This is a genomic window from Streptomyces sp. NPDC001156, assembly GCF_053598275.1.
This window is the reverse complement of sequence record NZ_JBSFJX010000068.1, coordinates 23,509-44,263: the sequence shown is the minus strand read 5'-3', so window position 1 is coordinate 44,263 and position 20,755 is coordinate 23,509. Positions and strand designations below refer to the sequence as shown.

General features: G+C 71.5%; 24 protein-coding genes, 1 tRNA gene and 1 riboswitch. Of the genes, 7 read left to right on the top strand and 18 right to left on the bottom strand.

The window, feature by feature from the left end; genetic code table 11:
• From ACWDA7_RS27620 to ACWDA7_RS27565, 12 genes are all read right to left on the bottom strand, one after another.
• Window positions 1-299, bottom strand: a 299-nt coding sequence (locus tag ACWDA7_RS27620) for a hypothetical protein (protein ID WP_450607255.1), incomplete at its 3' end; no start/stop codon positions are given.
• A 62-nt stretch (window positions 300-361) separates the two neighbouring features.
• Window positions 362-718, bottom strand: a complete 357-nt coding sequence (locus tag ACWDA7_RS27615) for a recombinase family protein (RefSeq protein ID WP_450607253.1) — start codon at window positions 716-718, stop codon at window positions 362-364.
• Window positions 625-1,020, bottom strand: coding sequence for a MerR family DNA-binding transcriptional regulator (locus ACWDA7_RS27610; RefSeq protein ID WP_450607251.1), 396 nt, complete (start codon window positions 1,018-1,020; stop codon window positions 625-627). The genes ACWDA7_RS27615 and ACWDA7_RS27610 overlap by 94 nt, the downstream gene beginning before the upstream one ends.
• Window positions 1,021-1,168: 148 nt before the next feature.
• Window positions 1,169-1,843, bottom strand: coding sequence for a hypothetical protein (locus tag ACWDA7_RS27605; protein ID WP_450607249.1), 675 nt, complete (start codon window positions 1,841-1,843; stop codon window positions 1,169-1,171).
• Window positions 1,844-1,981: 138 nt separating this feature from the next.
• Window positions 1,982-3,421 carry an NADP-dependent phosphogluconate dehydrogenase gene (gene gndA, locus ACWDA7_RS27600; RefSeq protein ID WP_450607247.1) on the bottom strand — a complete coding sequence of 480 codons (1,440 nt, stop codon included), beginning with the start codon at window positions 3,419-3,421 and terminating at the stop codon, window positions 1,982-1,984.
• 180 nt (window positions 3,422-3,601) lie between these two features.
• Complete coding sequence (locus tag ACWDA7_RS27595; RefSeq protein ID WP_450607259.1) at window positions 3,602-4,858, bottom strand: arsenic transporter; 1,257 nt, start codon at window positions 4,856-4,858, stop codon at window positions 3,602-3,604.
• A 117-nt stretch (window positions 4,859-4,975) separates the two neighbouring features.
• The gene (gene thiD, locus ACWDA7_RS27590; RefSeq protein ID WP_450607245.1) at window positions 4,976-5,770 is read right to left on the bottom strand and encodes a bifunctional hydroxymethylpyrimidine kinase/phosphomethylpyrimidine kinase; all 795 of its coding nucleotides are present in this window, start codon (window positions 5,768-5,770) and stop codon (window positions 4,976-4,978) included.
• The gene (locus ACWDA7_RS27585; protein WP_450607243.1) at window positions 5,767-7,161 is read right to left on the bottom strand and encodes a purine-cytosine permease family protein; all 1,395 of its coding nucleotides are present in this window, start codon (window positions 7,159-7,161) and stop codon (window positions 5,767-5,769) included. The genes thiD and ACWDA7_RS27585 overlap by 4 nt, the downstream gene beginning before the upstream one ends.
• Window positions 7,153-7,247, bottom strand: a riboswitch (TPP riboswitch). (Overlaps the previous gene by 9 nt.)
• Window positions 7,248-7,416: 169 nt before the next feature.
• The gene (locus tag ACWDA7_RS27580) at window positions 7,417-8,043 is read right to left on the bottom strand and encodes an endonuclease (protein ID WP_450607257.1); all 627 of its coding nucleotides are present in this window, start codon (window positions 8,041-8,043) and stop codon (window positions 7,417-7,419) included.
• A 37-nt stretch (window positions 8,044-8,080) separates the two neighbouring features.
• Window positions 8,081-8,419 (bottom strand): DUF3140 domain-containing protein, encoded by a 339-nt coding sequence (locus tag ACWDA7_RS27575; protein WP_359397351.1) that lies wholly within the window; start codon window positions 8,417-8,419, stop codon window positions 8,081-8,083.
• A 63-nt stretch (window positions 8,420-8,482) separates the two neighbouring features.
• Window positions 8,483-8,965 (bottom strand): Dps family protein, encoded by a 483-nt coding sequence (locus ACWDA7_RS27570; protein ID WP_450607241.1) that lies wholly within the window; start codon window positions 8,963-8,965, stop codon window positions 8,483-8,485.
• A complete protein-coding gene (locus tag ACWDA7_RS27565) occupies window positions 8,962-9,222 on the bottom strand; it encodes a WhiB family transcriptional regulator (RefSeq protein ID WP_359397347.1) in 261 nt (86 codons plus the stop codon). Before ACWDA7_RS27565 ends, ACWDA7_RS27570 begins: the two co-directional genes overlap by 4 nt.
• A 151-nt stretch (window positions 9,223-9,373) precedes the next feature.
• On the opposite strand from ACWDA7_RS27565, the gene ACWDA7_RS27560 reads away from it, so the two are divergent.
• The 3 genes from ACWDA7_RS27560 to ACWDA7_RS27550 all read left to right on the top strand — a co-directional run bounded on the left by ACWDA7_RS27560 (window position 9,374) and on the right by ACWDA7_RS27550 (window position 13,000).
• Window positions 9,374-10,561: a thiolase family protein gene (locus ACWDA7_RS27560; RefSeq protein WP_450607238.1), complete on the top strand. Its 1,188-nt coding sequence runs from the start codon at window positions 9,374-9,376 to the stop codon at window positions 10,559-10,561.
• Between the two features lie 74 nt (window positions 10,562-10,635).
• Window positions 10,636-12,150, top strand: a complete 1,515-nt coding sequence (locus ACWDA7_RS27555) for a long-chain-fatty-acid--CoA ligase (RefSeq protein WP_450607236.1) — start codon at window positions 10,636-10,638, stop codon at window positions 12,148-12,150.
• Between the two features lie 76 nt (window positions 12,151-12,226).
• Window positions 12,227-13,000, top strand: a complete 774-nt coding sequence (locus ACWDA7_RS27550; protein WP_450607235.1) for a sulfite exporter TauE/SafE family protein — start codon at window positions 12,227-12,229, stop codon at window positions 12,998-13,000.
• Here the strand turns inward: ACWDA7_RS27550 and ACWDA7_RS27545 are convergent.
• Window positions 12,982-13,797, bottom strand: a complete 816-nt coding sequence (locus tag ACWDA7_RS27545; RefSeq protein WP_450607233.1) for an HAD-IIA family hydrolase — start codon at window positions 13,795-13,797, stop codon at window positions 12,982-12,984. The two genes, ACWDA7_RS27550 and ACWDA7_RS27545, sit on opposite strands and share 19 nt — an antisense overlap.
• Before the next feature lie 120 nt (window positions 13,798-13,917).
• Here ACWDA7_RS27545 and ACWDA7_RS27540 point away from each other — a divergent pair, with 120 nt between their 5' ends.
• Window positions 13,918-14,661, top strand: a complete 744-nt coding sequence (locus tag ACWDA7_RS27540) for a cobalt-precorrin-6A reductase (RefSeq protein WP_450607231.1) — start codon at window positions 13,918-13,920, stop codon at window positions 14,659-14,661.
• 62 nt (window positions 14,662-14,723) lie between these two features.
• Here ACWDA7_RS27540 and cobF read toward each other — a convergent pair whose 3' ends face one another.
• Window positions 14,724-15,494, bottom strand: coding sequence for a precorrin-6A synthase (deacetylating) (gene cobF / locus ACWDA7_RS27535; protein ID WP_450607229.1), 771 nt, complete (start codon window positions 15,492-15,494; stop codon window positions 14,724-14,726).
• 57 nt (window positions 15,495-15,551) lie between these two features.
• Entirely contained in the window at window positions 15,552-16,076 is a 525-nt protein-coding gene (locus ACWDA7_RS27530; protein ID WP_450607227.1) for a DUF309 domain-containing protein, read from the bottom strand.
• A 97-nt stretch (window positions 16,077-16,173) separates the two neighbouring features.
• Between ACWDA7_RS27530 and ACWDA7_RS27525 the strand changes: the two genes are divergently transcribed.
• Window positions 16,174-16,247, top strand: a tRNA-Pro gene (locus ACWDA7_RS27525).
• A 90-nt stretch (window positions 16,248-16,337) separates the two neighbouring features.
• Here ACWDA7_RS27525 and ACWDA7_RS27520 read toward each other — a convergent pair.
• Complete coding sequence (locus ACWDA7_RS27520; RefSeq protein WP_450607225.1) at window positions 16,338-16,904, bottom strand: cysteine hydrolase family protein; 567 nt, start codon at window positions 16,902-16,904, stop codon at window positions 16,338-16,340.
• 82 nt (window positions 16,905-16,986) lie between these two features.
• Window positions 16,987-17,877 carry an LLM class F420-dependent oxidoreductase gene (locus tag ACWDA7_RS27515; protein WP_450607223.1) on the bottom strand — a complete coding sequence of 297 codons (891 nt, stop codon included), beginning with the start codon at window positions 17,875-17,877 and terminating at the stop codon, window positions 16,987-16,989.
• 247 nt (window positions 17,878-18,124) lie between these two features.
• On the opposite strand from ACWDA7_RS27515, the gene ACWDA7_RS27510 reads away from it, so the two are divergent.
• Complete coding sequence (locus tag ACWDA7_RS27510; protein ID WP_450607221.1) at window positions 18,125-19,279, top strand: hypothetical protein; 1,155 nt, start codon at window positions 18,125-18,127, stop codon at window positions 19,277-19,279.
• A 127-nt stretch (window positions 19,280-19,406) separates the two neighbouring features.
• On the opposite strand, the gene ACWDA7_RS27505 is transcribed toward ACWDA7_RS27510, so the two are convergent.
• A complete protein-coding gene (locus tag ACWDA7_RS27505; RefSeq protein ID WP_450607219.1) occupies window positions 19,407-19,835 on the bottom strand; it encodes an ATP-binding protein in 429 nt (142 codons plus the stop codon).
• 146 nt (window positions 19,836-19,981) lie between these two features.
• On the opposite strand from ACWDA7_RS27505, the gene ACWDA7_RS27500 reads away from it, so the two are divergent.
• Window positions 19,982-20,749 carry an IclR family transcriptional regulator gene (locus tag ACWDA7_RS27500; protein WP_450607217.1) on the top strand — a complete coding sequence of 256 codons (768 nt, stop codon included), beginning with the start codon at window positions 19,982-19,984 and terminating at the stop codon, window positions 20,747-20,749.
• Window positions 20,750-20,755: the final 6 nt, after the last annotated feature.

Genomic DNA, 20,755 nt, shown 5'->3' with positions numbered 1-20,755 from the left:
CCGCAGTACAGGCCCTCCCAATCCTTCCGGCGACGCGCTGTTGTGGGCTTGACCTCGATCGAGAATCCGCAGCCGGGGCAGGCGATAGCGACCTTGCCGGCCTGATTCTTGGCCCTGGCACTGGATCGCTTCTGCTTCTCCAGCAGGAACCAGCCTGGTGGTTCCTCATGCCAGCGCGCTATGTCCTCCCGGGCAGGAAACTGCTTTCCCTTCCGCTTGAGCAGCCGCCGAGTAACCCACTCGCAGTCGCCGCCGAGCGCCTTGCGGATTTCCTCGATCGTTGCGCGGTTCTGATGCAAGGAAGCCTCCTTCCTCAACTCGCAACTCGCCATCCACACAGTACACATGGCCAACCCTGACCCTACAAATCGCCTTCCGCAACAGTCGACTTGACCACCCTCGTCAGCGCACGGGCCTTCGCTGACCTGGAGCCGTACAACCGGCCGGAGAAGGAGGTGACGATGGCCAGCATGTCCCGCACCAGGTCCCCGTCGCCGGTCTCGTCCAACTCCTCATCACTCCCTGCGATCTCCAACCGGCCGCCCCACGGTGGGAGTACGACCTCGGCCAGCATGGCGGTGCCGAATCTGGCCAGCCGCTCCTCATGGGTAACGAGCAGCGTCGTCACGGACTCAGCCTGGCAGGCCCGCAGCGCACGCCGCAGGCCCTTGCGCGTGTCCGACAGCCCCGAGGCAACGTCGGTGAACTCTCCGACCACGATCCGCTCCCGGCCGCCTCACGCAGCCGAACCATCTGCCGGTCCAAGTCCCCCTCGGCCCGCTGCCGATGCGACGACACACGCCCGTACAGGACCACCCCACCCACCAGCGGCAGCGCAGGATGCCCCCTCCGCCGCGACAGCACGTCAAGGTCACCGATACGGAAGATCCGCCGGCCGCCAGGCGAACGCCGGTCCTCCAACACGCCTTCGAGGGTGTAGCGGCGCAGTGTCCGCGTGGAAACACCTAGCCGCTTCGCGGCCTTCCCCGCCGAGATCCAATCGTCACCCTTCTCGCTCATGTGGAGGGCTCCATGGCCCACTGTGACCTACAACCGAATCAACAGTTGCCAACCCGCGTACGGATGGCGTGGTCGCGCGCCACCCGTACGCGGGTCTCGACAACGTCACCACCCGTAGCGACGGCAGCGGCCTTCGCCGTGCCCGGGGTCAGCCCATGATGTTCACCGCGCGTGCCACGACCAGTACGACCGTCATGATGGAGACGGCCGACTGCATGAGCATCAGCAGCTTGGCCCACCGTGACAGCGGCATCGTGTCGGTGGGACTGAAGGCGGTCGCGTTGGTGTAGGAGACGTACAGGTAGTCGAAGAAGGCCGGTTCCCAGTCCCCGCTGACCAGCTCCTGCGCCTGCATCTGAGGGAAGAGGAAGTCGGGATGGACGTGGTGGGCGTGGGCCCGCGCCACGGGTCCGCCGCGGTCGAACTCCCAGTACCACAGAGCGAAGACCACGACGTTGGTGCCCCAGATGCCGGCCGCGACGAGGAGCAACGGGCCCGCGGCGCTCCGTTCGTGTCCCCCGAGCAGAGCAGCGACGAGCAGGACCAGCGACCAGGCGTTGGCCAGGCTGGCGACCGCCGCGAGGACCAGGGACGCGGCACGGAGCGCGACGGACTCCCGGTTGATCCTGCCCGGGTTGCTGAACAGCAGGACCGCGAGGAAGGCGCCCTCCACGGCGGGCAGCAGCCAGTGAGGGCGGAGCGTGAACCGGCTGGGCTCCGCGAGCTGCGCAGCGATGATGAGCACGATGACCGCGGCGACCTGCCCGCGGTGCTCACCGTCGGTCGGCCGCCGCCATGCGGGGAGCTGTGGCGAGTCAGTCATGGGGGTAAGTGTTTCTCGCCACCAACGCCGGACGAACGCCACCTCCCCCCATCGAGCGGGTCCGCTCACCCACCGACCGCCGTGCCGGAGGCAGGGCCGCCGCGTCGGGCTCCCGCCGCGGGAGCCCGACGCGGGCGCTCAGGCCTCGGTCTCGACGCGGTCGGCCGTGCCCCAGAGCGTGTGGAAGCTGCCGTCCCGGTCGACGCGCCGATAGGTGTGCGCGCCGAAGTAGTCGCGCTGTCCCTGGGTGAGCGCGGCCGGCAGACGATCGGCGCGCAGGGAGTCGTAGTACGACAGCGCGGCGGAGAACGCGGGCACCGGCACGCCCCGGCGGGCCGCGATGGCGATCACCTCGCGCCACGGCACCTGGGCGTCCGTGATCTCCCCCGCGAAGCCCGCGTCGGACAGCAGGCTGACCAGACCCGGATCCGTGGCGTAGGCGGCCCGGATCCGGTCGAGGAAGGCCGCCCGGATGATGCACCCGCCACGCCAGATCTTCGCGACCGCCCCGAGATCGATCTTCCACGCGAACTCGTCGGCGGCGTCCAGAATCATCTTCCAGCCCTGGTCGTAGGCGATCACCTTCGACGCGTACAGGGCCTGCTCCACCTGCACGGTGAACCGCTCCGCCTCGTACGGGGTCAGGTCCGTGCCGGAGCCGCCGGGAAGGCCGCGGTAGGCGGCGCGCAGCGCGGACTGGCCCGAGGCGGCACGGGCGAACGTGGCCTGGGCGATGGCGGTCACCGGGGAGCCCAGCTCCAGCGCGGTCTGCACGGTCCAGCGCCCGGTGCCCTTCTGCCCCGCGGCGTCCGCCACGACGTCCACGAACGGCTCACCGGTCGCGGCGTCCACATGCGACAGCACCTCGGCTGTGATCTCGATCAGATACGAGTCGAGGCGCCCCTTGTTCCACTCCCGGAAGATCTCGGCGATCGCCGCGGGGGAGAACCCGGCCACCTGGCGCAGCAGGTCGTACGCCTCACCGATCAGCTGCATGTCGGCGTACTCGATGCCGTTGTGGACCATCTTCACGAAGTGCCCGGCGCCGTCGGTGCCGATGTGCGTGGTGCAGGGCTCGCCGTCGACCTTCGCGCTGATCTTCTCGAACATCGGACCGAGCGAGGCGTACGACTCGGCCGAACCACCGGGCATGATGCTGGGACCGTGCAGCGCGCCCTCCTCGCCACCGGAGACGCCCGCGCCGACGAAGTGGATACCGCGGTCGCGCAGCGACCGCTCACGGCGGCGGGTGTCGGCGAAGTGCGCGTTGCCGCCGTCGATGATCATGTCGCCGGGCTCCAAGAGCGGGGCGAACTCCTCGATCACGGCGTCCGTCGCGGCGCCCGCCTGCACCATGATCATCAGACGGCGGGGCCGCTCCAGCGCCGCCACGAACTCCTCGGCCGTCCCGGCGGCCACGAACGCGCCCTCGTGCCCGAACTCCTCGACCAGTGCCTTGGTTCTGGCCGGGGTGCGGTTGTGCACGGCGACGGTGTAGCCGTGCCGCGCGAAGTTCCGGGCCAGGTTGCGGCCCATCACCGCGAGCCCGGTGACGCCGATCTGCGCGGTCGCCTGCATGCTGTGCTCCTTGGGTCCTGATCCACTGCGCCCGGGTGTCTGCCGGGCGAAACGGATGTCGCTCGGTGCGTCTCGTACCGCTGTCCCGCTCAGGTACGGACGGCGGGGCGGGAGTTGCTCAGCGCGCGGCCGGGTTCCGTGCCGTTCGCGAGGCCCGGTCCGCCAGGCGCCATGAGCGGCTCAGGCGCCGATGACGTGGAGGGAGACCCACAGCGCCGCGACAGCGCCCAGCAGAGCGGTGGGTACGGCGATCGCCCCGAGCCGGGTGAACTCCTTGAGGTCGACCGTGTGCTCGTGCTGGTGGACGATGCGGCGCCACAGCAGGGTGGCCAGGGAGCCGGCATAGGTGAGATTGGGCCCGATGTTCACGCCGAGCAGCACGGCGAGCACCGCGCCGGGGCCCGACGGGACGGCCAGCGGCAGCAGGACCAGGACCGCGGGCAGGTTGTTGATCAGGTTGGCCAGCAGGGCCGCCAGGGCCGCCACGCCCAGCAGCGCCGGCAGCCCGGTCCCGTCCGGGAGGACCCGCCCGAGGGCGTCCGCGAGCCCGTTGTCGACCACCGCCCGCACGACGACGCCCAGTGCCAGGACGAACGCCAGGAAGGACGGCGCCGCCGCGCGCACCACCGTGAGCGGGGTGGCGCGGCGCCTGACGAGCGCACGCCCGGCCAGGACCAGCGCCCCGGCCAGCGCCGACCACGCGGGGTCGACGCCGAAGGCGGAAGCGATCACGAACCCGGCGAGCGTGCAGCCCACCGTGACCAGCGCGAACAGCGGCAGCCGCGGCGGCTCCCCCTGGTCCTGGGCCGTGGCTCCGGCGTCCAGGTCGCGGCGGAAGAAGCGCCGGAAGACGACGTACTCGGCGGTGACGGCCACCAGCCAGGGCAGGGCCATCAGGGCGGCGAAGCGCGTGAAGCTCAGCCCGGCCGCGCCGAAGGCGAGCAGATTGGTGAGATTGGAGACCGGGAGCAGCAGTGAGGCCGTGTTCGACAGATGCGTGCAGGCGTAGAGGTGGGGTCTGGGTCGGGCCCCCATCCGGGCCGCCGTCGCGAACACCACGGGCGTCAGTAGTACGACCGTGGCGTCCAGGCTGAGCACGGCGGTGATCACCGAGGCGAGGGCGAACACCGCGGTCAGCAGCCGCCCGGGACGTCCTGCGGCCCAACGCGCCATGCACGCGCCGCACGCCCGGAAGAGCCCCTCCAGGTCGCAGAAGTGCGCGAGCACCAGCACGGCCGCCAGGAAACCGACCACCGGACCGAGACGCTCCGCTTCCGCCTGGGCGTGGGCGGGGGTGATGGCACCGGTCGCGATCGCGATCCCGGCCGCCGGAACCGCGACGACCGCCTCCGGCAGCCCGAAGGGACGCACCACCGCGCCGGCCAGTACGGCGGCGAGGAGGACGATGGAGAGGACCTCGGCGAACGCGGTGTTCAGGGATCGATCCTTCCGGAAGGTGTTCGGCGCAGCCCTTACATCACATCAGGCCGGTCCGTAATACCTCGAATCGGTGCGTGCCGGACGGGACGCGGGAGCGCGGTCAGGCCTGCCCCTTCAGATGTTCCCGCGCAGCATCCATCCGTGGTCCACCGGCCCGATGCCGGAGCCCAGCGCGAAGCCCTGGGCGATCGCCTCCGTGACGTAGTCCTTGGCCCGCTGCACCGCCTCCGGCACCGCGAGGCCCTGGGCGAGCCCCACCGCGACCGCCGAGGCGAGCGTGCAGCCCGTGCCATGGGTGTGGCGGTTGTCGTGGCGCGGGGCGCGCAGCCAGTGCTCCTCGTGGCCGTCGGTCAGCAGATCCACGGCCTCACCGGCCAGGTGCCCGCCCTTCACGAGCACCCACCGGGTCCCGTACGACAGCAGGCGCCGGGCCGCCTCGCGCATGCCCGGCTCGTCCTTCACCGTGACGCCGGTCAGCTCGGCCACCTCGTCCAGGTTCGGCGTGGTCACCGTCGCACACGGCAGCAGCCGGGTCCGTACGGCGTCCAGCGCGTCGTCGGCGAGCAGCCGGTCGCCGTGCTTGGAGACGCTCACCGGGTCCACCACGACCGGGGCCGCCTGGTCGGCGAGCAGTTCGGCCACCGTGGTGACCAGCGCGGGCGAGGCGAGCATGCCGGTCTTGACCGCCTGGACGCCGATGTCGTCGACGACGCTGCGGTACTGGGCCCGCACCGCTTCCACGGGCAGCTCCCAGGCGCCCTGCACACCGACGGAATTCTGCGCCGTGACCGCCGTGACCACGCTCATCCCATGGGCGCCGAGCGCCAGCATGGTCTTCAGGTCGGCCTGGATGCCGGCGCCGCCTCCCGAGTCGGACCCGGCGATTGTCAGAACACGCGGCGGCGTCATGCGCGCCCCTCCTCACGGACGCGCAGCGGGGCGTATACGGCGAGGGCCACCAGGAACGCCACGTAGTACGAGATGTCTGCGCCGTGCAACGCGTCGGCGACGGGGCCCACGTACAGGCCGGTGTCCATGAACGGCACCGCCGCGGCGAACGCACCGGCGAAGGCCAGCAGCGGCGGCCACATGGACCGCGGCCAGGCCGACTCGGCGACGAGATCGGTGACCGAACCGCGCCGTACCAGCCAGTCGACGACCACGATCGCCACGAATCCCGGGATCCAGTAGCCCACGAACAGCAGCACGTTCTGGAACCGTGCGGTGGTGTCGGCCGCGTGCATCCACAGCACCAGCGGGAAGCCGAGCGACGCGGCGAGCGCGGCCGCCACGGGACGCGGCACGCGCACACCCACGGTCTGCAGCGCCAGGGAACCGCTGTAGTCGTTCATGGCGTTGCTGCACAGTGCGGCCAGCCCCACGGCCAGCAGCCCGAACGCGCCCGGTGCGCCCCCGCCCAGCAGCTTGTCCACCCCGGCGGCCGTCTGGTCGGTCAGCGCAGAGGCGCCCCACAGGCCGAGGACCTGCACGGCCAGGAAGGACACCACGAGGCCGAGCAGCGTGCACCAGAACATCCGGGACCGGGAGGTGGTGCTCGGCAGATAGCGGCTGAAGTCGCTGGCGTAGGGGGCCCAGGACAGGGTCAGGCTGAGCGCGATGGTGCTGGTCAGCACGAAGGCGCCGGCCCGGTCGGCACCGTGCGCGCTGCCGCTCGTGGCGAGGTGGACGTCGGCCGGCATGCGCACGGCGATCAGGGCGAAGGCGGCCGCGAGCACAAAGGTCATGACGATCTGGAGCCGGTGGATCGCCTCGTAGCCAAGGACCCCGAGCGCTCCCTGCCCCAGCATCATGACCAGGACGCCGAGCCAGAACGGCCAGCCGCACAGCCGTGCCAGCGCGTCCCCGCCGAACAGCCCGATCAGCGCGTCCCAGGCGACCGAGGACAGCCACTGCAGCACCCCGGGCAGGACGACCGCACGCCCGAAGGCCAGCCGGGCCAGGGGGAGCTGGGCGGCGCCGGTGCGGCTGCCCCAGGTGCCGAGGTAGGCGGTGGGCACCGCGCCGAGCACGGTGCCGAGGACGACGGCGGCGAGCGCGGTGGTGAAGTCGAGCCCGAGGGTGATGCCGATGGTCCCGGTGAACACACCGGTCATCGTCAGATTGGGGGCGAACCACACGGTGAACAGCCGCCCCGCGCCGCCGTAGCGGTTGCTCTCGGGGACCGGTTCGATGCCGTGGCCCTCGACCCTGAGGTCGCCGGGAGCGGTGGGCATCCGCCCGTCGAAGACGGCCCGTCGGCCGTCGGCGGGCAGCCCGCCGGAAACATGCGCCAATGGCATGAAAGACATCCCTCCGCCAGTACGAACTGGTTCAGGTTCAACGGGTGTGATCTCAGCCCGCAGATGGGGCACCCCGTGTCCGGTACGGCCGCAAGAGTAACCCGAGCGTCGCGATGTGCCATACGGAAGGGCCGCCGTTTGCTGCGCGGCGGCCCTTCCGAAGTGGCCGGTCAGTGGCTGCGGCGGAGCGCGACGGCTCCGGTGAACGCAAGCGGGGCCAGGCGACGGGCCCGCTGCGCGGATGGCCGGCCGGTGCTACCCGGCGTGCCGCTGGACTTCCTGTGCCATCTCCTTGTCGAGTGCCGCGCGCACCAACGCGGCGGCGAGCACGGCCGGTTCGGTGTCCTCGGCGAGCGCCGCCAGCATCTCCGGGTCCTTGGGCAGTCCGAGGCGCTCCGCTCCGGACAGGGCCTTGTCGTCCAGGTAGGGAGCCACCTCCGGCCAGACCCGTTGTACTTCGCGCAGGAAGATGTCCGCGCCGGCCGGACCGATCCCCGGTATCTCCTGCAGCAGTCGGCGCAGGGCGGAGACGTCGCCGTCGGCCTCCTCCCGCAGGTGCCGCAGATCGCCTCCCCAACGCTCCAGCAGCAGTTCCGCACCGTCGCCCAGCTGGGTCGCCGTCCGCTCGTCGTAGCGCCGGTAGCCGCCCCGTCCCAGCGCGTCGACCCGCTCCTGCCAGTCGGCCCCGGCCATGCGCCGCGGATCCCGCAGGCCCGCCTCGTGCAGCGCCCGCACCGTGGCCAGTGCGATCGACCCACGGATGCGGGCGCTCAGCAGCACGGCCATGAGCAGCAGCCGGTAGAGCGGCTGAGGGGCGTCCTTGAGCTGGATGCCTGCCTCTTCGGCGTAGGTGCGGCCGTGTTCCGAGATGAGTTCCCCCATGACGCGGGCCGCGCTGTCGCCCCGGTTCACGGCGGCCTCACCCCGACGGTTTGAGCGGGTCGTGGCCGATGGCCATCAGGCGATGACGGCGGTCGCCCTCCATGGCCTCCGGCTCGTCGTACCGGTCCTGCTCTGCGGTCACCGTGTCCACGACCTCGTACATCACCCTGACGTCGTCGTCGGTGAGATCCATGCGCCGCTTCTGCAGGATGGCCAGGACATGCTGCCCGGTGGGGTCTCCCGCCTGGTCGGGCAGCGGTTCCGTGTCCTCGCCGGCGTCCTGGACCCGCAGCCAGGCCGCGAGTTCCTGGGACGTCATGTTCACCACGCTGTGGAACTCGTCCCACAGCGCGTCCAGTTCCAGGGCGTCGGTCATGGCGTACTCCTCTCGCGCCCGGCGGTTCCGTCTGCTCTCCGCATGTCTCGGTCCTGGCGCGCCTCAGTCCTCGCGCGGCCAGTTCTCGGCCTCGAACATCCAGCGCTGCTTCTCCAGTTCGGCCGTGAGCCCGATCAGCGGGTCCTGAGTGACCGGATCCGCCTTCTCGGTGGCCTCGATCCGCTCGCGCGGCCGCCCGATCGCGGCTTCCAGCGACTCCACCATCAGTCCCACGACCTCGGTGTCCCGCAACCAGCCCGCCTTCGTCACGGGCAGGCCGAAGGCGGAGGCGACGGTCTCCGGGCGGCCGTCCGGAGTGACCCCGAGCGCGGCCGCACGCTCGGCCACGGTGTCCGCATACGAGCGGGCCGTGTCGACCACCTCGTCGAGCTGGAGGTGGATCGACCGGAACCTCGGCCCGACGATGTTCCAGTGGGCCTGCTTCCCGACGAGGGAGAGCCCGAGCAGATCCACCAGGGTGTCCTGCGGGGCCTGGCCGGTGATGCGCCGGGCGGGCTCGGGCAGAGTGCTGTGCACCACGGTCATCGTGTGCTTCTCCTTGTCGTCGATCGGTGCTTCGTGGTCCGCAGCAGCCGGGCACGTTCCTTCTCGTCGGTGCCGCCCCACACGCCCGCCGTCTGCCCGGTGCGCAGCGCCCAGTCCAGGCACTCGGCCATCACCGGACAGCGGCGGCACACTCGCTTGGCGGCGGCGGTCTCCACCAGATACGGGCCCGTCGATCCGACGGGGAAGAACAACTCGGGGTCCTCACCCACGCATGCCGCGTGCCGCAACCACTCCATGGGCGCCCGGGTGCCCGGGACGGATGGGGCGAAACCCGGCTGCGGCAGCTCCTGCGCAGGATGGCTGGGATCTTCCCAGTGAGCGGTCGGCGGTCTATAGTCAAAAACTAGCAGTGCTAATTAACCGTCGAGGGCAGCCGGGAGTTCCGTCGTGCGTACCGTCCACTTCGCGGCAGCCCGCCGCACCCCCATCGGCAAGCTGCGCGGCGCCCTGTCCTCCGTACGGCCCGACGACCTGGCCGCGACCGTGATCCGCGGCCTGGTCGCCGATGCGCCCGCACTCGACCCGGCCCGCGTCGACGACGTCTACTGGGGCGCCGCCAACCAGGCCGGCGAGGACAACCGCAACGTCGCCCGGATGGCCGTCCTCCTCGCCGGCCTGCCCGAGTCCGTGCCCGGTGCCACGGTCAACCGGCTGTGCGCCTCCGGCCTGGAAGCGGTCACCATGGCCGCCCGTACCATCGCCGCGGGCGAGGCCGACATCGTGATCGCGGGCGGCTCCGAGTCCATGAGCCGTGCGCCCTTCGTGCTGCCCCGGCCGGACGAGGCCCTCCCGAACCGCATCGAGACGGCCGACACCCGGCTCGGCTGGCGCCTGGTGAACCCGGCGATGAGGGACCTCCACGGACTGCTGTCCATGGGCGAGACCGCCGAGGAGGTCGCCGAGCGGTACGGCGTTCCCCGCGAACGCCAGGACGACTTCGCGCTGCGCAGCCACCGGAGGGCCGCCGACGCCCGCAAGAACGGTTTCTTCGACGCCGAACTGCTGCCCGTGACCAGGCCGGACGGTGTCGTCGTCGCCGCCGACGAGTGCGTGCGCGAGGACACGTCGTACGAGAAGCTCGCCCGCCTCAAGCCCGTGTTCCGCCAGGGCGGCACCGTCACCGCCGGCAACGCCTCGCCCATGAACGACGGCGCGGCCGCACTTCTGCTCGTCAGCGAGGAGGCCCTGGACGAGCTGGGCCTCGAGTCCCTCGGCCAGTACGTCGCCGGCGCCTCGGCCGGCGTCCACCCGGACATCATGGGCATCGGCCCGGTCCCCGCCACCGAGAAGGCTCTCGCCCGTGTCGGCTGGACGATCGGCGACATCCAGGAGGCCGAGTTCAACGAGGCGTTCGCGGCCCAGGCCCTCGCCTGCGTCGACCGCCTCGGCATCGACCCGGATCTCGTCAACCCGACCGGCGGCGCCATCGCCCTCGGCCACCCGCTCGGCTGTTCCGGCGCCCGTATCCTCACCACTCTCCTGCACCGAATGCGCCGCACGGGCACCGCCCGCGGGCTGGCCACGATGTGCGTGGGCGTGGGGCAGGGGAGCGCGGTGCTGGTCGAGAGGCACTGATTCGTACCTCAACGGGGGCTCCCCGCAAGGCAATTCAACAAAGCAGCGCCGCAAGGAAACGGAGCACCACCTCCATGGCCACCCTGTCCCTCGCCACGATCCTCGCCGAGAACGCCCGGCGCCGCCCCGACCGGACCGCCCTTGTCGAGGGCGACCTGCGCCTGACCTTCGCCCAGGTGTGGCAGCGGGCCCGCGCGCAGGCCGGGGCGCTGGTCGGGCTCGGCGTCCGGCCGGGGGACCGGGTCGCCCTGATGGCGCCGAACACCGCCGAGTTCCCGCATGCGTACTACGCGATCGCGGCTGCCGGAGGAGTCATCGTCCCGGTCCACCTGCTGCTGTCGGCGGAGGAGGTCCAGCACGTCCTGAAGGACAGCGGCGCCACGCTCCTGCTGTGCCACCCGGCGCAGGCGGAGACGGGAACGGCCGCCGCACAGGCCGTCGGAGTCCAGGTGGTCACCCTGGGCGCCGAGTTGGAGAAGCTGGCGGCGGACGCCGAACCGCTGCCGTCGTACGTCACCCGCGCCGCCGACGACCCCGCCGTCGTCTTCTACACCAGCGGCACCACCGGCGTGCCCAAGGGCGCCATGCTCAGCCACTTCAACCTGGTGATGAACGCGACCGTCAACGCCTTCGACGCCAACGACATCCACGCCGACGACATCGCGCTGGGCGCGCTGCCGCTCTTCCACGCCTTCGGGCAGACCGTGTCGATGAACTCCACCTGGCGGGCCGGGGCCACGCTCGTCCTGCTGCCGCGCTTCGACGCGGCGCGGGCCATCGAGCTGATGGTCAAGGAGGGCGTCAACACCTTCCACGGCGTGCCGACCATGTTCGTGTCCCTGGCGGCCGCCGCGGCCGACGCCGACGTCCTGCCCGAGCTGCGCGTGTGCATCTCCGGCGGCGCCTCGCTCCCCGGCGCGGTGCTGGAACGCTTCGAGGAGGCGTACGGCGCGAGGATCTACGAGGGGTACGGGCTGTCGGAGACCTCGCCGACCGCGACCGTGAACCAGCCGTGGTTCGGCACCAAGCCGGGCACGATCGGCCATCCGCTGTGGGGCGTCGACGTGGAGATCGCCCGTGCGGAGGTCGAGGGCCGCATCGAACTCCTGCCGGCCGGTGAACTGGGCGAGGTCGTCATCCGCGGGCACAACGTCTTCTCCGGCTACCTCGGCCGCCCCGAGGCCACCGCGGAGGCGCTCGTCGACGGCTGGCTGCGCACCGGCGACCTCGGCATCAAGGACGACGAGGGCTTCCTCAGGATCGTCGACCGCAAGAAGGACGTCATCATCCGCGGCGGCTACAACGTCTACCCGCGTGAGGTCGAGGAGGTGCTCCTGCGCTGCCCCGGCATCGCCCAGGTCGCCGTCATCGGCCTGCCGGACGAACTCCACGGGGAGGAGGTCTGCGCCGTCGTGGTCCCCGCGCCGGGCGCGGCACTCGACGCGGCCGCCGTCACCGAGTGGTCCAAGGAGCACCTGGGGCGGCACAAGTATCCGCGCCGTGTGGAGTTCACGGACGCGCTGCCCCTAGGACCGAGCATGAAGGTCCTCAAGCGGGAACTGCGGGCGCGGTACACACAGACGCGCTAGCCGCGCGCGTGCAGGGGCCACCAGGCGAGACGGTCCTTACGCCCGGCACTTGTCCGGACATAGCATCGGTCCTCGCATGAATACGATCACGCTCTGGGACATATCCCTGTGGGGCTTCGCCGCGCTGGCCACCGCAGCACTCCTCGTCGGCTTCTCCAAGACCGCCGTGAGCGGCGCCAACACGGTCAGCCTCGCCATCTTCGCCGCGGTGCTGCCGGCCCGCGCCTCGACCGGCGTTCTGCTGCCCATCCTGATCGTCGGCGATGTGCTCGCCGTCCTCACCTACCGAAGACACGCCCACTGGCCGACCCTGTGGCGCCTGTTCCCGGCGGTCGCCGCGGGTGTCGTCCTCGGCACGCTCTTCCTGGTGTGGGCCGACGACGGCATCGTGCGGACGTCGATCGGCGCCATCCTGCTGCTGATGGCGGCGATCACGGTGTGGCGGCGCCGCAGTGCCCGCGGGGACGAGGAACCCGACGAGGTGACCACAGGCGCCGGCCGGGCCAAGGCCCGTTCCTACGGCGTCCTCGGTGGTTTCACCACGATGGTGGCGAACGCGGGCGGCCCGGTCATGTCGATGTATCTCCTTTCCGCCGGATTCCGCAAACTCGGCTTCCTCGGCACCTCGGCCTTCTTCTTCCTGATCGTCAACGTCTCCAAGCTGCCCTTCAGCGCGGGACTCGGTCTGATCGACGGCCGCTCGCTGCTGCTGGACGCGGCCCTCGCCGTGTTCGTGGTGCCGGGGGCGCTCCTCGGCAAGTGGGCGGTGAACCGCATCGATCAGCGGCTGTTCGAGCAGCTGGTGATCGCGGCGACGGTGCTGGGCGCCGTTCAGCTGCTGCTGCGCTGAGCGCGGCCGCCGGACTGCCCAAGCAGCGTGGGAAGGTCGGCGAAGGAGTCGATGACGTGGTCGGGCTCGCCGCTCGCGGCCCGAAGCGTCTGCCGCAGATACTTGCCCGTCCGGACGAGGACCCCGGTGATCCCGGCGCGCTGGGCCGCGAGGACATCGGTCTCGACGTCGTCGCCGACCATCAGCGCCTGGTCGGCGCCGGCCCCTACGTGCGCCAGTGCCGCCTCGAAGAACGCGGGTGACGGCTTGCCGGTCACCTCGGCCTCCGTACCCGCGGCCTTCTCCAGGCCCAGCAGGAACGCGCCCGAGTCGAGCTGCAGACCGCGCTCGGTGCGCCAGTACAGGTTGCGGTGCATCGCGACCAGCCGCGCACCCCGCTGGAGGTGGCCGAAGGCGCGGTTGAGCGCCCCATAGTCGAACCCGGGACCCGCGCCGCCGACGACCACCGCATCCGCGACCGCATCCTCGACGTCCTCGACGAAGCGGACACCGGCGAGGTCCTCCCGGATGTCGCCGCTGTTGAGCAGTGAGCAGCGCGCCCCGGGACAGTGCTCGGCGAGATACGCGGCGGTGGCGGCGGGCGCGGTCAGGATGTCGTCGGCCGTCACGGGGAAGCCGGCGTCGGAAAGGGTCCCGGCGATCGACGCACGGGTGCGGGACGTGGTGTTGGTGAGCAGAGCGACGGCCAGCCCCGACTCGCGGATGTGCCCCAGCGCCTCGACCGCGCCTGGCAGCGGCCGCCACGAGACGGTGAGGACGCCGTCGATGTCGATGAGGACGGCACGCACTGCATCCATGGCAGGACGATAGCGAGAGCACTGCCGGACCGCCGTACCCCGTGCGCGAGACGGCACGGCCGGACCGCCTGCGGCGGGGACCCGCTGGAGGGGCTCCGGCCTGCCCGTAACCTCGGACCCATGTCCCCCCACGTGCTGATCCTCGGCGGTACCACCGAGGCGCGCGAACTCGCCGCTTCGCTCGCCGCCCGGCCCGGAGTCCGGGTCACCACGTCCCTGGCCGGCCGGGTGTCCCGGCCGGGCCCGCTCGACGGCGACGTACGGATCGGAGGCTTCGGCGGCGCGGACGGGCTGGCCGCCTGGCTCCGCGAACACCAGGTGGACGCGCTGGTCGACGCCACGCACCCGTTCGCCGCCCGTATCACGGCGAACGCGGCTCGGGCCGCCGCGGCCACCGGTGTGCCCGCAGTGGTGCTGCGCCGGCCCGGCTGGAGCGCGGTCCCCGGCGACCGCCGGCACGAGGTCGCCTCGCTCGCGGACGCGGCGGCCCTGCTCACCACGCTCGGCCCGCGGGTGTTCCTCACCACCGGCCGGCTGGGTCTCGCGGCCTTCGCGCACCTGACGGACCTGCACTTCGTCGTACGGTCGGTGGAGCCGCCGGAGCCTCCCCTGCCGCCGCACTCGGAGGTGCTGCCGGCCCGGGGGCCGTTCACGGTCGAGGACGAGACCGCGTTGCTGCGCGAGCACCGCATCGACGTGCTCGTGACGAAGGACAGCGGGGGAGCGGCGACGGCGGCCAAACTCACGGCCGCGCGGGACCTCGGGCTCCCCGTGGTGCTCGTCCGCCGTCCACCCCTGCCGGACGGCGTGATCGCGGTCCCCGACGTGCCCGGAGTTCTCGCCCGGCTGGGGTTCGGCCCGTGAGGACGGACGCGGGGTGACGGCCCGCGGATCCGTCATCCGGGTCTCGCGCGAGGGCGCGTCCGCTAGTCCCGCCGGTGCCTGCGCAGCAGATAGGTGTCCATGATCCAGCCCTTGCGCTCGCGGGCCTCAGCGCGCAGGCGCTCGATGCGGTCGGCCGCCTCCGCGAGGGGACCCGAGACGAGGATCTCGTCCGGGGTGCCGATATAAGCGCCCCAGTAGATGTCGATGTCCTGGTCGGCGTACTGCCGGAAGCCCTGGTGCGCGTCGAGCATCACGACCACGTCGTCGACGCCCTCCGGGAAGCCCTCCGCGAGGCGCCGTCCCGTGGTGATCTGGACGGGCCGGGCCACCCGGTTGAGCCCTGTGCGATGCCTCGCGACGAGCGCCGAGACGCTGCTGATGCCCGGTACGACGTCGTACGCGAACGTCACCGCACCCCGGTCCAGCACCTCCTGCAGAATGCCGAGCGTGCTGTCGTAGAGCGCCGGGTCGCCCCACACCAGAAACGCACCGCTCTCGTCCTCGCCGAGCTCCTCCATGATGAGCCGCTCGTAGATCCCGGCACGTGCCGACCGCCAGTCGCCGACGGCGGGGGAGTAGGCGGCGCCGCCTGCGGACCGGTCGCGCTCCGGGTCGCGCGCCTCGACCATGCGGTACGTACCCTGCGGAACGTGTGCCTCGAGAATGTCGCGTCGCAGCTGGACCAGGTCCGACTTCATCTCGCCCTTGTCGAGGATGAAGAACACGTCGGTGGTCTTGAGCGCCTTGACCGCCTGGAGAGTCAGCTGGTCGGGGTCGCCCGCTCCGATGCCGATGACATGAATCTTTCGCACGCCCCGAGTCTGCCGTACGCCCTCGGCAGCCTGCGCACGCCCCTGGCGCAGCCCGGTCTAGGACTGCTTGCCGCGCAGCCGCGGAGCCCATGCCCGGGCGTCAACCGGGGCCGCCTCCCGCTCCGCCACCGTGGCCAACTCCTCTGCCCAGACGAGCAGTTCTGCTATCGCCATGCCATACGGCCGGTCCTGTCCGGTCTCCGCCGCCCACGCGTGGACGGCCCCGGCGCCGCGCCGCAGCAGCCGGGCGCCGCCGGTCGTATTGCCGCGGGCCGCGTGAGTGAGGCCGACCGCCAGCTGGGCCAGCCCCCGCCACAACGCGCGCTCCTCGTCGGGACCCGACTTCCAGGCGTCCTCGAAGACCTCGTGCGCGTGGAACGGCTTCCCTTCGTCCAGCAGGGCCTGGGCCTCCGCGACGCTGTCGAGGGGCGTGCGTACGACTCCCTCCGGCTGGCGCGCCACGCCCTGCGCGCCGTACGGCAGGGGCCGCCCGAGACCGTCCCGCGGCCGCGCGTTGCGGGCCCGGCCCTCCGTGTCCCGGTCACGTCCCCGGTCCGCCCGAACTCCTGATGCCTCGCCCATACCCCGATTGTCCCGCGCCTCCCGCTCTTCGCCGGGCAGTTCCTGCCGTGGGGTAAGGTGCTGTTGCGCGATCACGCGGATCACCGCGGGAGCGCACCGGGACGTGGCGCAGCTTGGTAGCGCACTTGACTGGGGGTCAAGGGGTCGCAGGTTCAAATCCTGTCGTCCCGACGGTGCGGAGGGTCTTCGCAGGTGAGAGCCTGCGGGGGCCCTTTTTCGCGAATGGTGGCCCCCGCAGCTCCCGCACCGCCCGGCGGTCGCTCAGCCCGCGCTGAGCGGCTCGAAGGTCACCTCGGCCGTATCCACGGTCCCGCCGCGGCGCCCCGGTGCGCTCTGCCACGTCCAGTAGAGATTGGTGTGCGCGATCACCTGTTCCGGGGACGGCGCACCGTACTCGGTGAGGTTCTCCGTCGTGTGCGCGTCGCCGACCAGTGTCGCGTCGTACCCGCGGACCAGGGCACCGTGGAGGGTGGAACGGATGCACATGTCGGTCTGGGCACCCGTGACGACGAGCCGGCCCACACCGTGCTCGGCGAGCACCGCCTCCAGCTCGGTGTCCTCGAACGAGTCGCCGTAGAGCTTGTGCACGAGGGGCTCCTCGTCGCGGCGGACCAATTCGGGCACGTACTGCCAGCTCTCGCTGTCCCGCTTGAGCTGGTCGTCGGAGTGCTGCACCCAGACCACCGGCACGTCCTGCGCGCGCGCCTTGTCGAGCAGGGAGTTGATGTTCGCGATCATGGTGTCGCGGTTGTGGGTGCCCGCCACCACCCCGTTCTGGACGTCGATCACGAGCAGGGCGGTGTGCGGCCGGTCGGGGAGGGTCGTCATGGGAACTCCGTTGTGGTCGCGGATTCTGTGCGCACCCCACAGTAGGCCGCACCACTGACAACGCGGCGGGTTCGTACGGCCGTCAGCGCAGTAGCTCCGCAAGGCGCCGCCAGGCGGCCCGGGGGAGCGAGTCAGGCGGCCCGTCCTCGACCACCTGAAGGGCCACGTGGTCCGCGCCCGCCCGGTGGAAGGCCCCGACATGTTCCCGGATCCGGTCGTCGTCCCCCCAGGCGAACAGCGCGTCGACCAGGCGGTCGCTGCCGCCGTTGTCGAAGTCGTCCTCGCTGAAGCCGAACCGGAGAAGGGAGTTCGTGTAGTTCGGCAGACCCAGGTAGAAGTCGAGGACACCGCGGGCCGTCGTCCTCGCGCTGTCGGGATCCGTGTCCAGGACCACCTTCGTCTCCGGCGCGAGAAGCGGCGCGTCGCCGAGGATCTCACGGGCCGTGGCGGTGTGTTCGGGCGGCATCAGGTACGGGTGGGAGCCGGCGGCGCGGTCGCGGGAGAGCTCCAGCATCTTCGGGCCGAGCGCGGCCAGGACACGGCGCCCGGCGGGGACGCCGGCGGTGTCGAGTGCGTCCAGGTACTCGACCATGGCCTTGTAGGGGCGGCGGTACTGGTCCGTCAGTTTGGGGTGGCTGACGCCGAGTCCGAGCAGGAAGCGCCCGGGCCGGGTCCGCTCCAGCTCCTGGAAGCGCGCCGCGGTCTCGGCCGCCTCGTACTGCCAAATGCTCTGGATACCGGTCGCCACGACGAGGCGTGAGGTCGCCTCGATCAGTGGGACGGCGTGCTGGATGCCGCTGCTGCCGCCCAGCCAGACGGCGCCGAAGCCGAGTTCCTCGAGTTCCGCGGCGGCTTCGGTCAGTTCGCCGTGCCGTGCCGGGTCCTCCGAACGCAGTCCCGTGCTCCAGATGCCGTACCGCCCGACGGTTCCCTTCAGGGAGTTGCCGCCGTCCGCGTTCGTGACCTCGCCCATCGCTTGCGTTCCCTCCGTACCCGGTGCCGCACGCTGCTCGTGAACCACTCGGTCACAGCAGAGCCCAACGGGTACCCGATGCGCGGTATTCCACGCCGGACATGCCTCCGTTGAGGCGGGTGCATCGCCGCACCGGACCCTCGCGGCCGACCGGTGGAAGGGACGGAGGCGCAAAGCCGTCGCAAGGGACTCATATAGGCTGCTCGCTCGGGTTCCCCACAGTCCGCTAGTGCCCGGGAGAGTTTCAGTGACCGTAGCGATCGACCCGTCCGGGGCGGCGGGTTCGCCCGACGACGAGAAGCCCGCGCAGGAGACGCCGCCTGCCGCCGGGGTGGCCTCCGGCGACGGCTTCTGGGTCGAACCGGGAGCGGACGGAGAAGCCGGGGCGCCTGCCCCCGCGGAGTCCGAGGTGGCCGAGACCGTGGTGCGCGACGCCCGTGAGTTCGGCGTGTACGCGCGGACCGGCGGCTGGGCGTTCGCCCTGAAGGTCGCGCGCAGCGTCCGGCCCGGCGGGCAGCCTGCGGGGCAGAGCCCGAAGATCTCCGCCAAGCGCTTCGCCGAGCTGGCCGGGTGCTCGGCGGAGCGGGTCATGCGCTACTACAAGGCCTGGGACAAGGCGGCCGACGACGGCCTGGTACCCCACTTCGAGATCCTGGTCCCGGGCCAGGAGATCGAACTGCCGGACTCCGACATGTGGCACGACTACTACACCTCCCGCTCCGGCGCCGCCTCCGAGCGCGGCACCGCCATCGCGGCGGCGGCCGAGGCCGAGGGCATCCGGCCGACCAAGGCGCTGGAGGTCGCCGAGAACCCCACCGCGCTGCGTGCGGCGATCCTCGCCGACCCCGCGACGGCCGGCACGGCGCGCGCCGCGCTCCTCGACCGGCTGAAGGAAGACCCCGTCCTGCAGACCGAGCTGGCCCGTGACATCGCCCGTACGGACGAGCTGAAGAAGGCGGTGGCCACCGAGAGCCGGGCTGCCGACCGAATCGGCTACGTACGGCAGATCGCCGAGAAGGGCCAGGTCAGGACCCCGGCCGGACAGACGATCGACGCACCTCCCGAGCTCCGTGCGGAGGCCGAGCGCCATCTGTCCCTCATCGACGAGCTGGACGACGGCGAAGAGGCCGGGACGTGGGCCACCGAGGCGTACGACTCGGTCAGGGAACTCGTCGTGCAGGCCGTCGAGGCCGACCCCGAGCTGCGGCTGAAGGAACGCCGTACGAAGTTCTACAGCGGCCTGCAACGGGCGACGAAGGTCTTCGAGGAGCTCACCCTGGACGACGTGGACGACTTGGACGACCTCTACGAGGACGACATGCTCCAGCGCCTCGAGGAGCTCCAGGCCGCCATCGGCACCTGCATCGCGGCCCTCCGCAAGGCGGTCCCGGCGCAACCGTGACCGTACGCGCCCTGGGCAAGGCGCGATGCCGACCGTTCGGCGTCCGGAGCCGGACGGCTCCGGACGGTGTTCATCCGGCTGGGCTGGCGACGGGGTGCAGGCCTGCGTCGTTCTTCTTATGGCACTGTCACCCCACGAGCACCTCCGCCCACCGGCTGGTGCTCCCGGAGTGCACCGCCACACCGCACCGCACCGACAGTGCGGTGACGATGCACAGGCCCCGGCCGTGCTCGTCGGGATCGATCGTCGAAACCGGCGGTCCGGCGGAGGCCGCGGGCCCCATGTCGGTGACTTCGACCCGGATGGCCCTGTGCCCGTCCACCAGGACCTTGGACAGCCGCAGCGTGGCGGGTGGCAGGGCGTGGACGACCGCATTGGTGAGCAGCTCCTGGATCACCAGGAGCGCGTCTTCCGCCGCGCCCGCGGACAGGTTCCAGTGGGTGAGGATCGCGTCCGCACGGTGGCGCACGGCCGAGACGGCCTTGGAGGCATGCGGGAGCGGAAGGACGTACTCCACTCCCTCGCCAGGCGCTGCATTGAGCTGCGCTACTGTCATGTGCCCTCCTCTTCCGGGCCGCGAAGCCGGTCGGATGCCGGGCGTTATGGCACGCTAAAGAGGGAAACGGGCCGGGTCAATGAACAGGGGTCGGCATTACCGAATGCCGTCCTGAAGCGGAGCCCGATCCGCATTATGATCGCTTCATGGCCGGCCCGGTCCAGTCCATAGAGAGGGCGGCGGCGATCCTTCGTCTGCTCGCCGGCGGTCCGCGTCGGCTGGGCCTCGGCGAGGTGGCGTCGTCCCTGGGTCTGGCCAAGGGCACCGCGCACGGCATCCTGCGCACCCTGCAGCACGTGGACTTCGTGGAGCAGGACGCGACGACGGGGAAATACCAGCTGGGAGCCGCACTGCTGCATCTGGGCACCAGCTATCTGGACGTCAACGAGCTGCGGTCGCGCTCCATCAACTGGGCCGACGCCCTGGCCGCCCGGAGCGGGGAGGCCGTACGGCTGGGGACGCCGCTCGAAGGCCGGGTGCTCGTGGTGCACCACGTCTTCCGGCCGGACGACACCCTCCAGACCCTGGACGTGGGCACGCTGCTGCCGCTGCACGCCTCCTCGCTGGGCAAGGTCCTGCTCGCCTTCGGCGCCGAGCCCGTCGAGCCGCTACTGGCGGCCGGACTGGAGGCCTACACCCGGCACACCGTTGTGCTCCCGGAGGAGCTCAACCGGGCGCTCGCGGAGATCCGGGAGCTGGGCTGGGCCGCCGAGGTGCAGGAAATGACCATGGGTGAGGCCGGAGTCGCCGCGCCGATCCGCGGGCACGGCGGTCTCGTGGTGGGCGCTCTCGGCGTGTCCGGCCCGGTCGAGCGGATCTGCGACAGCCAGGGCCGGCCGCACCCCCCCCTGATCACCTTGCTGCGGGAGGCAGCGCGGGCGATCTCCAGAGACCTGGGCGCGGCTCGCTGGTAGGTCCCG

What these genes read in the sequence shown, in the direction of transcription:
- ACWDA7_RS27610 (WP_450607251.1), bottom strand. Translation starts at nt 1,020, where the DNA reads ATGAGCGAGAAGGGTGACGATTGGATCTCGGCGGGGAAGGCCGCGAAG.
- ACWDA7_RS27605 (WP_450607249.1), bottom strand. Translation starts at nt 1,843, where the DNA reads ATGACTGACTCGCCACAGCTCCCCGCATGGCGGCGGCCGACCGACGGT.
- gndA (WP_450607247.1), bottom strand. Translation starts at nt 3,421, where the DNA reads ATGCAGGCGACCGCGCAGATCGGCGTCACCGGGCTCGCGGTGATGGGC.
- thiD (WP_450607245.1), bottom strand. Translation starts at nt 5,770, where the DNA reads ATGACGCCGCCGCGTGTTCTGACAATCGCCGGGTCCGACTCGGGAGGC.
- ACWDA7_RS27585 (WP_450607243.1), bottom strand. Translation starts at nt 7,161, where the DNA reads ATGCCATTGGCGCATGTTTCCGGCGGGCTGCCCGCCGACGGCCGACGG.
- ACWDA7_RS27580 (WP_450607257.1), bottom strand. Translation starts at nt 8,043, where the DNA reads ATGGGGGAACTCATCTCGGAACACGGCCGCACCTACGCCGAAGAGGCA.
- ACWDA7_RS27575 (WP_359397351.1), bottom strand. Translation starts at nt 8,419, where the DNA reads ATGACCGACGCCCTGGAACTGGACGCGCTGTGGGACGAGTTCCACAGC.
- ACWDA7_RS27570 (WP_450607241.1), bottom strand. Translation starts at nt 8,965, where the DNA reads ATGACCGTGGTGCACAGCACTCTGCCCGAGCCCGCCCGGCGCATCACC.
- ACWDA7_RS27565 (WP_359397347.1), bottom strand. Translation starts at nt 9,222, where the DNA reads ATGGAGTGGTTGCGGCACGCGGCATGCGTGGGTGAGGACCCCGAGTTG.
- ACWDA7_RS27555 (WP_450607236.1), top strand. Translation starts at nt 10,636, where the DNA reads ATGGCCACCCTGTCCCTCGCCACGATCCTCGCCGAGAACGCCCGGCGC.
- ACWDA7_RS27550 (WP_450607235.1), top strand. Translation starts at nt 12,227, where the DNA reads ATGAATACGATCACGCTCTGGGACATATCCCTGTGGGGCTTCGCCGCG.
- ACWDA7_RS27545 (WP_450607233.1), bottom strand. Translation starts at nt 13,797, where the DNA reads ATGGATGCAGTGCGTGCCGTCCTCATCGACATCGACGGCGTCCTCACC.
- ACWDA7_RS27540 (WP_450607231.1), top strand. Translation starts at nt 13,918, where the DNA reads ATGTCCCCCCACGTGCTGATCCTCGGCGGTACCACCGAGGCGCGCGAA.
- ACWDA7_RS27530 (WP_450607227.1), bottom strand. Translation starts at nt 16,076, where the DNA reads ATGGGCGAGGCATCAGGAGTTCGGGCGGACCGGGGACGTGACCGGGAC.
- ACWDA7_RS27520 (WP_450607225.1), bottom strand. Translation starts at nt 16,904, where the DNA reads ATGACGACCCTCCCCGACCGGCCGCACACCGCCCTGCTCGTGATCGAC.
- ACWDA7_RS27515 (WP_450607223.1), bottom strand. Translation starts at nt 17,877, where the DNA reads ATGGGCGAGGTCACGAACGCGGACGGCGGCAACTCCCTGAAGGGAACC.
- ACWDA7_RS27505 (WP_450607219.1), bottom strand. Translation starts at nt 19,835, where the DNA reads ATGACAGTAGCGCAGCTCAATGCAGCGCCTGGCGAGGGAGTGGAGTAC.
- ACWDA7_RS27500 (WP_450607217.1), top strand. Translation starts at nt 19,982, where the DNA reads ATGGCCGGCCCGGTCCAGTCCATAGAGAGGGCGGCGGCGATCCTTCGT.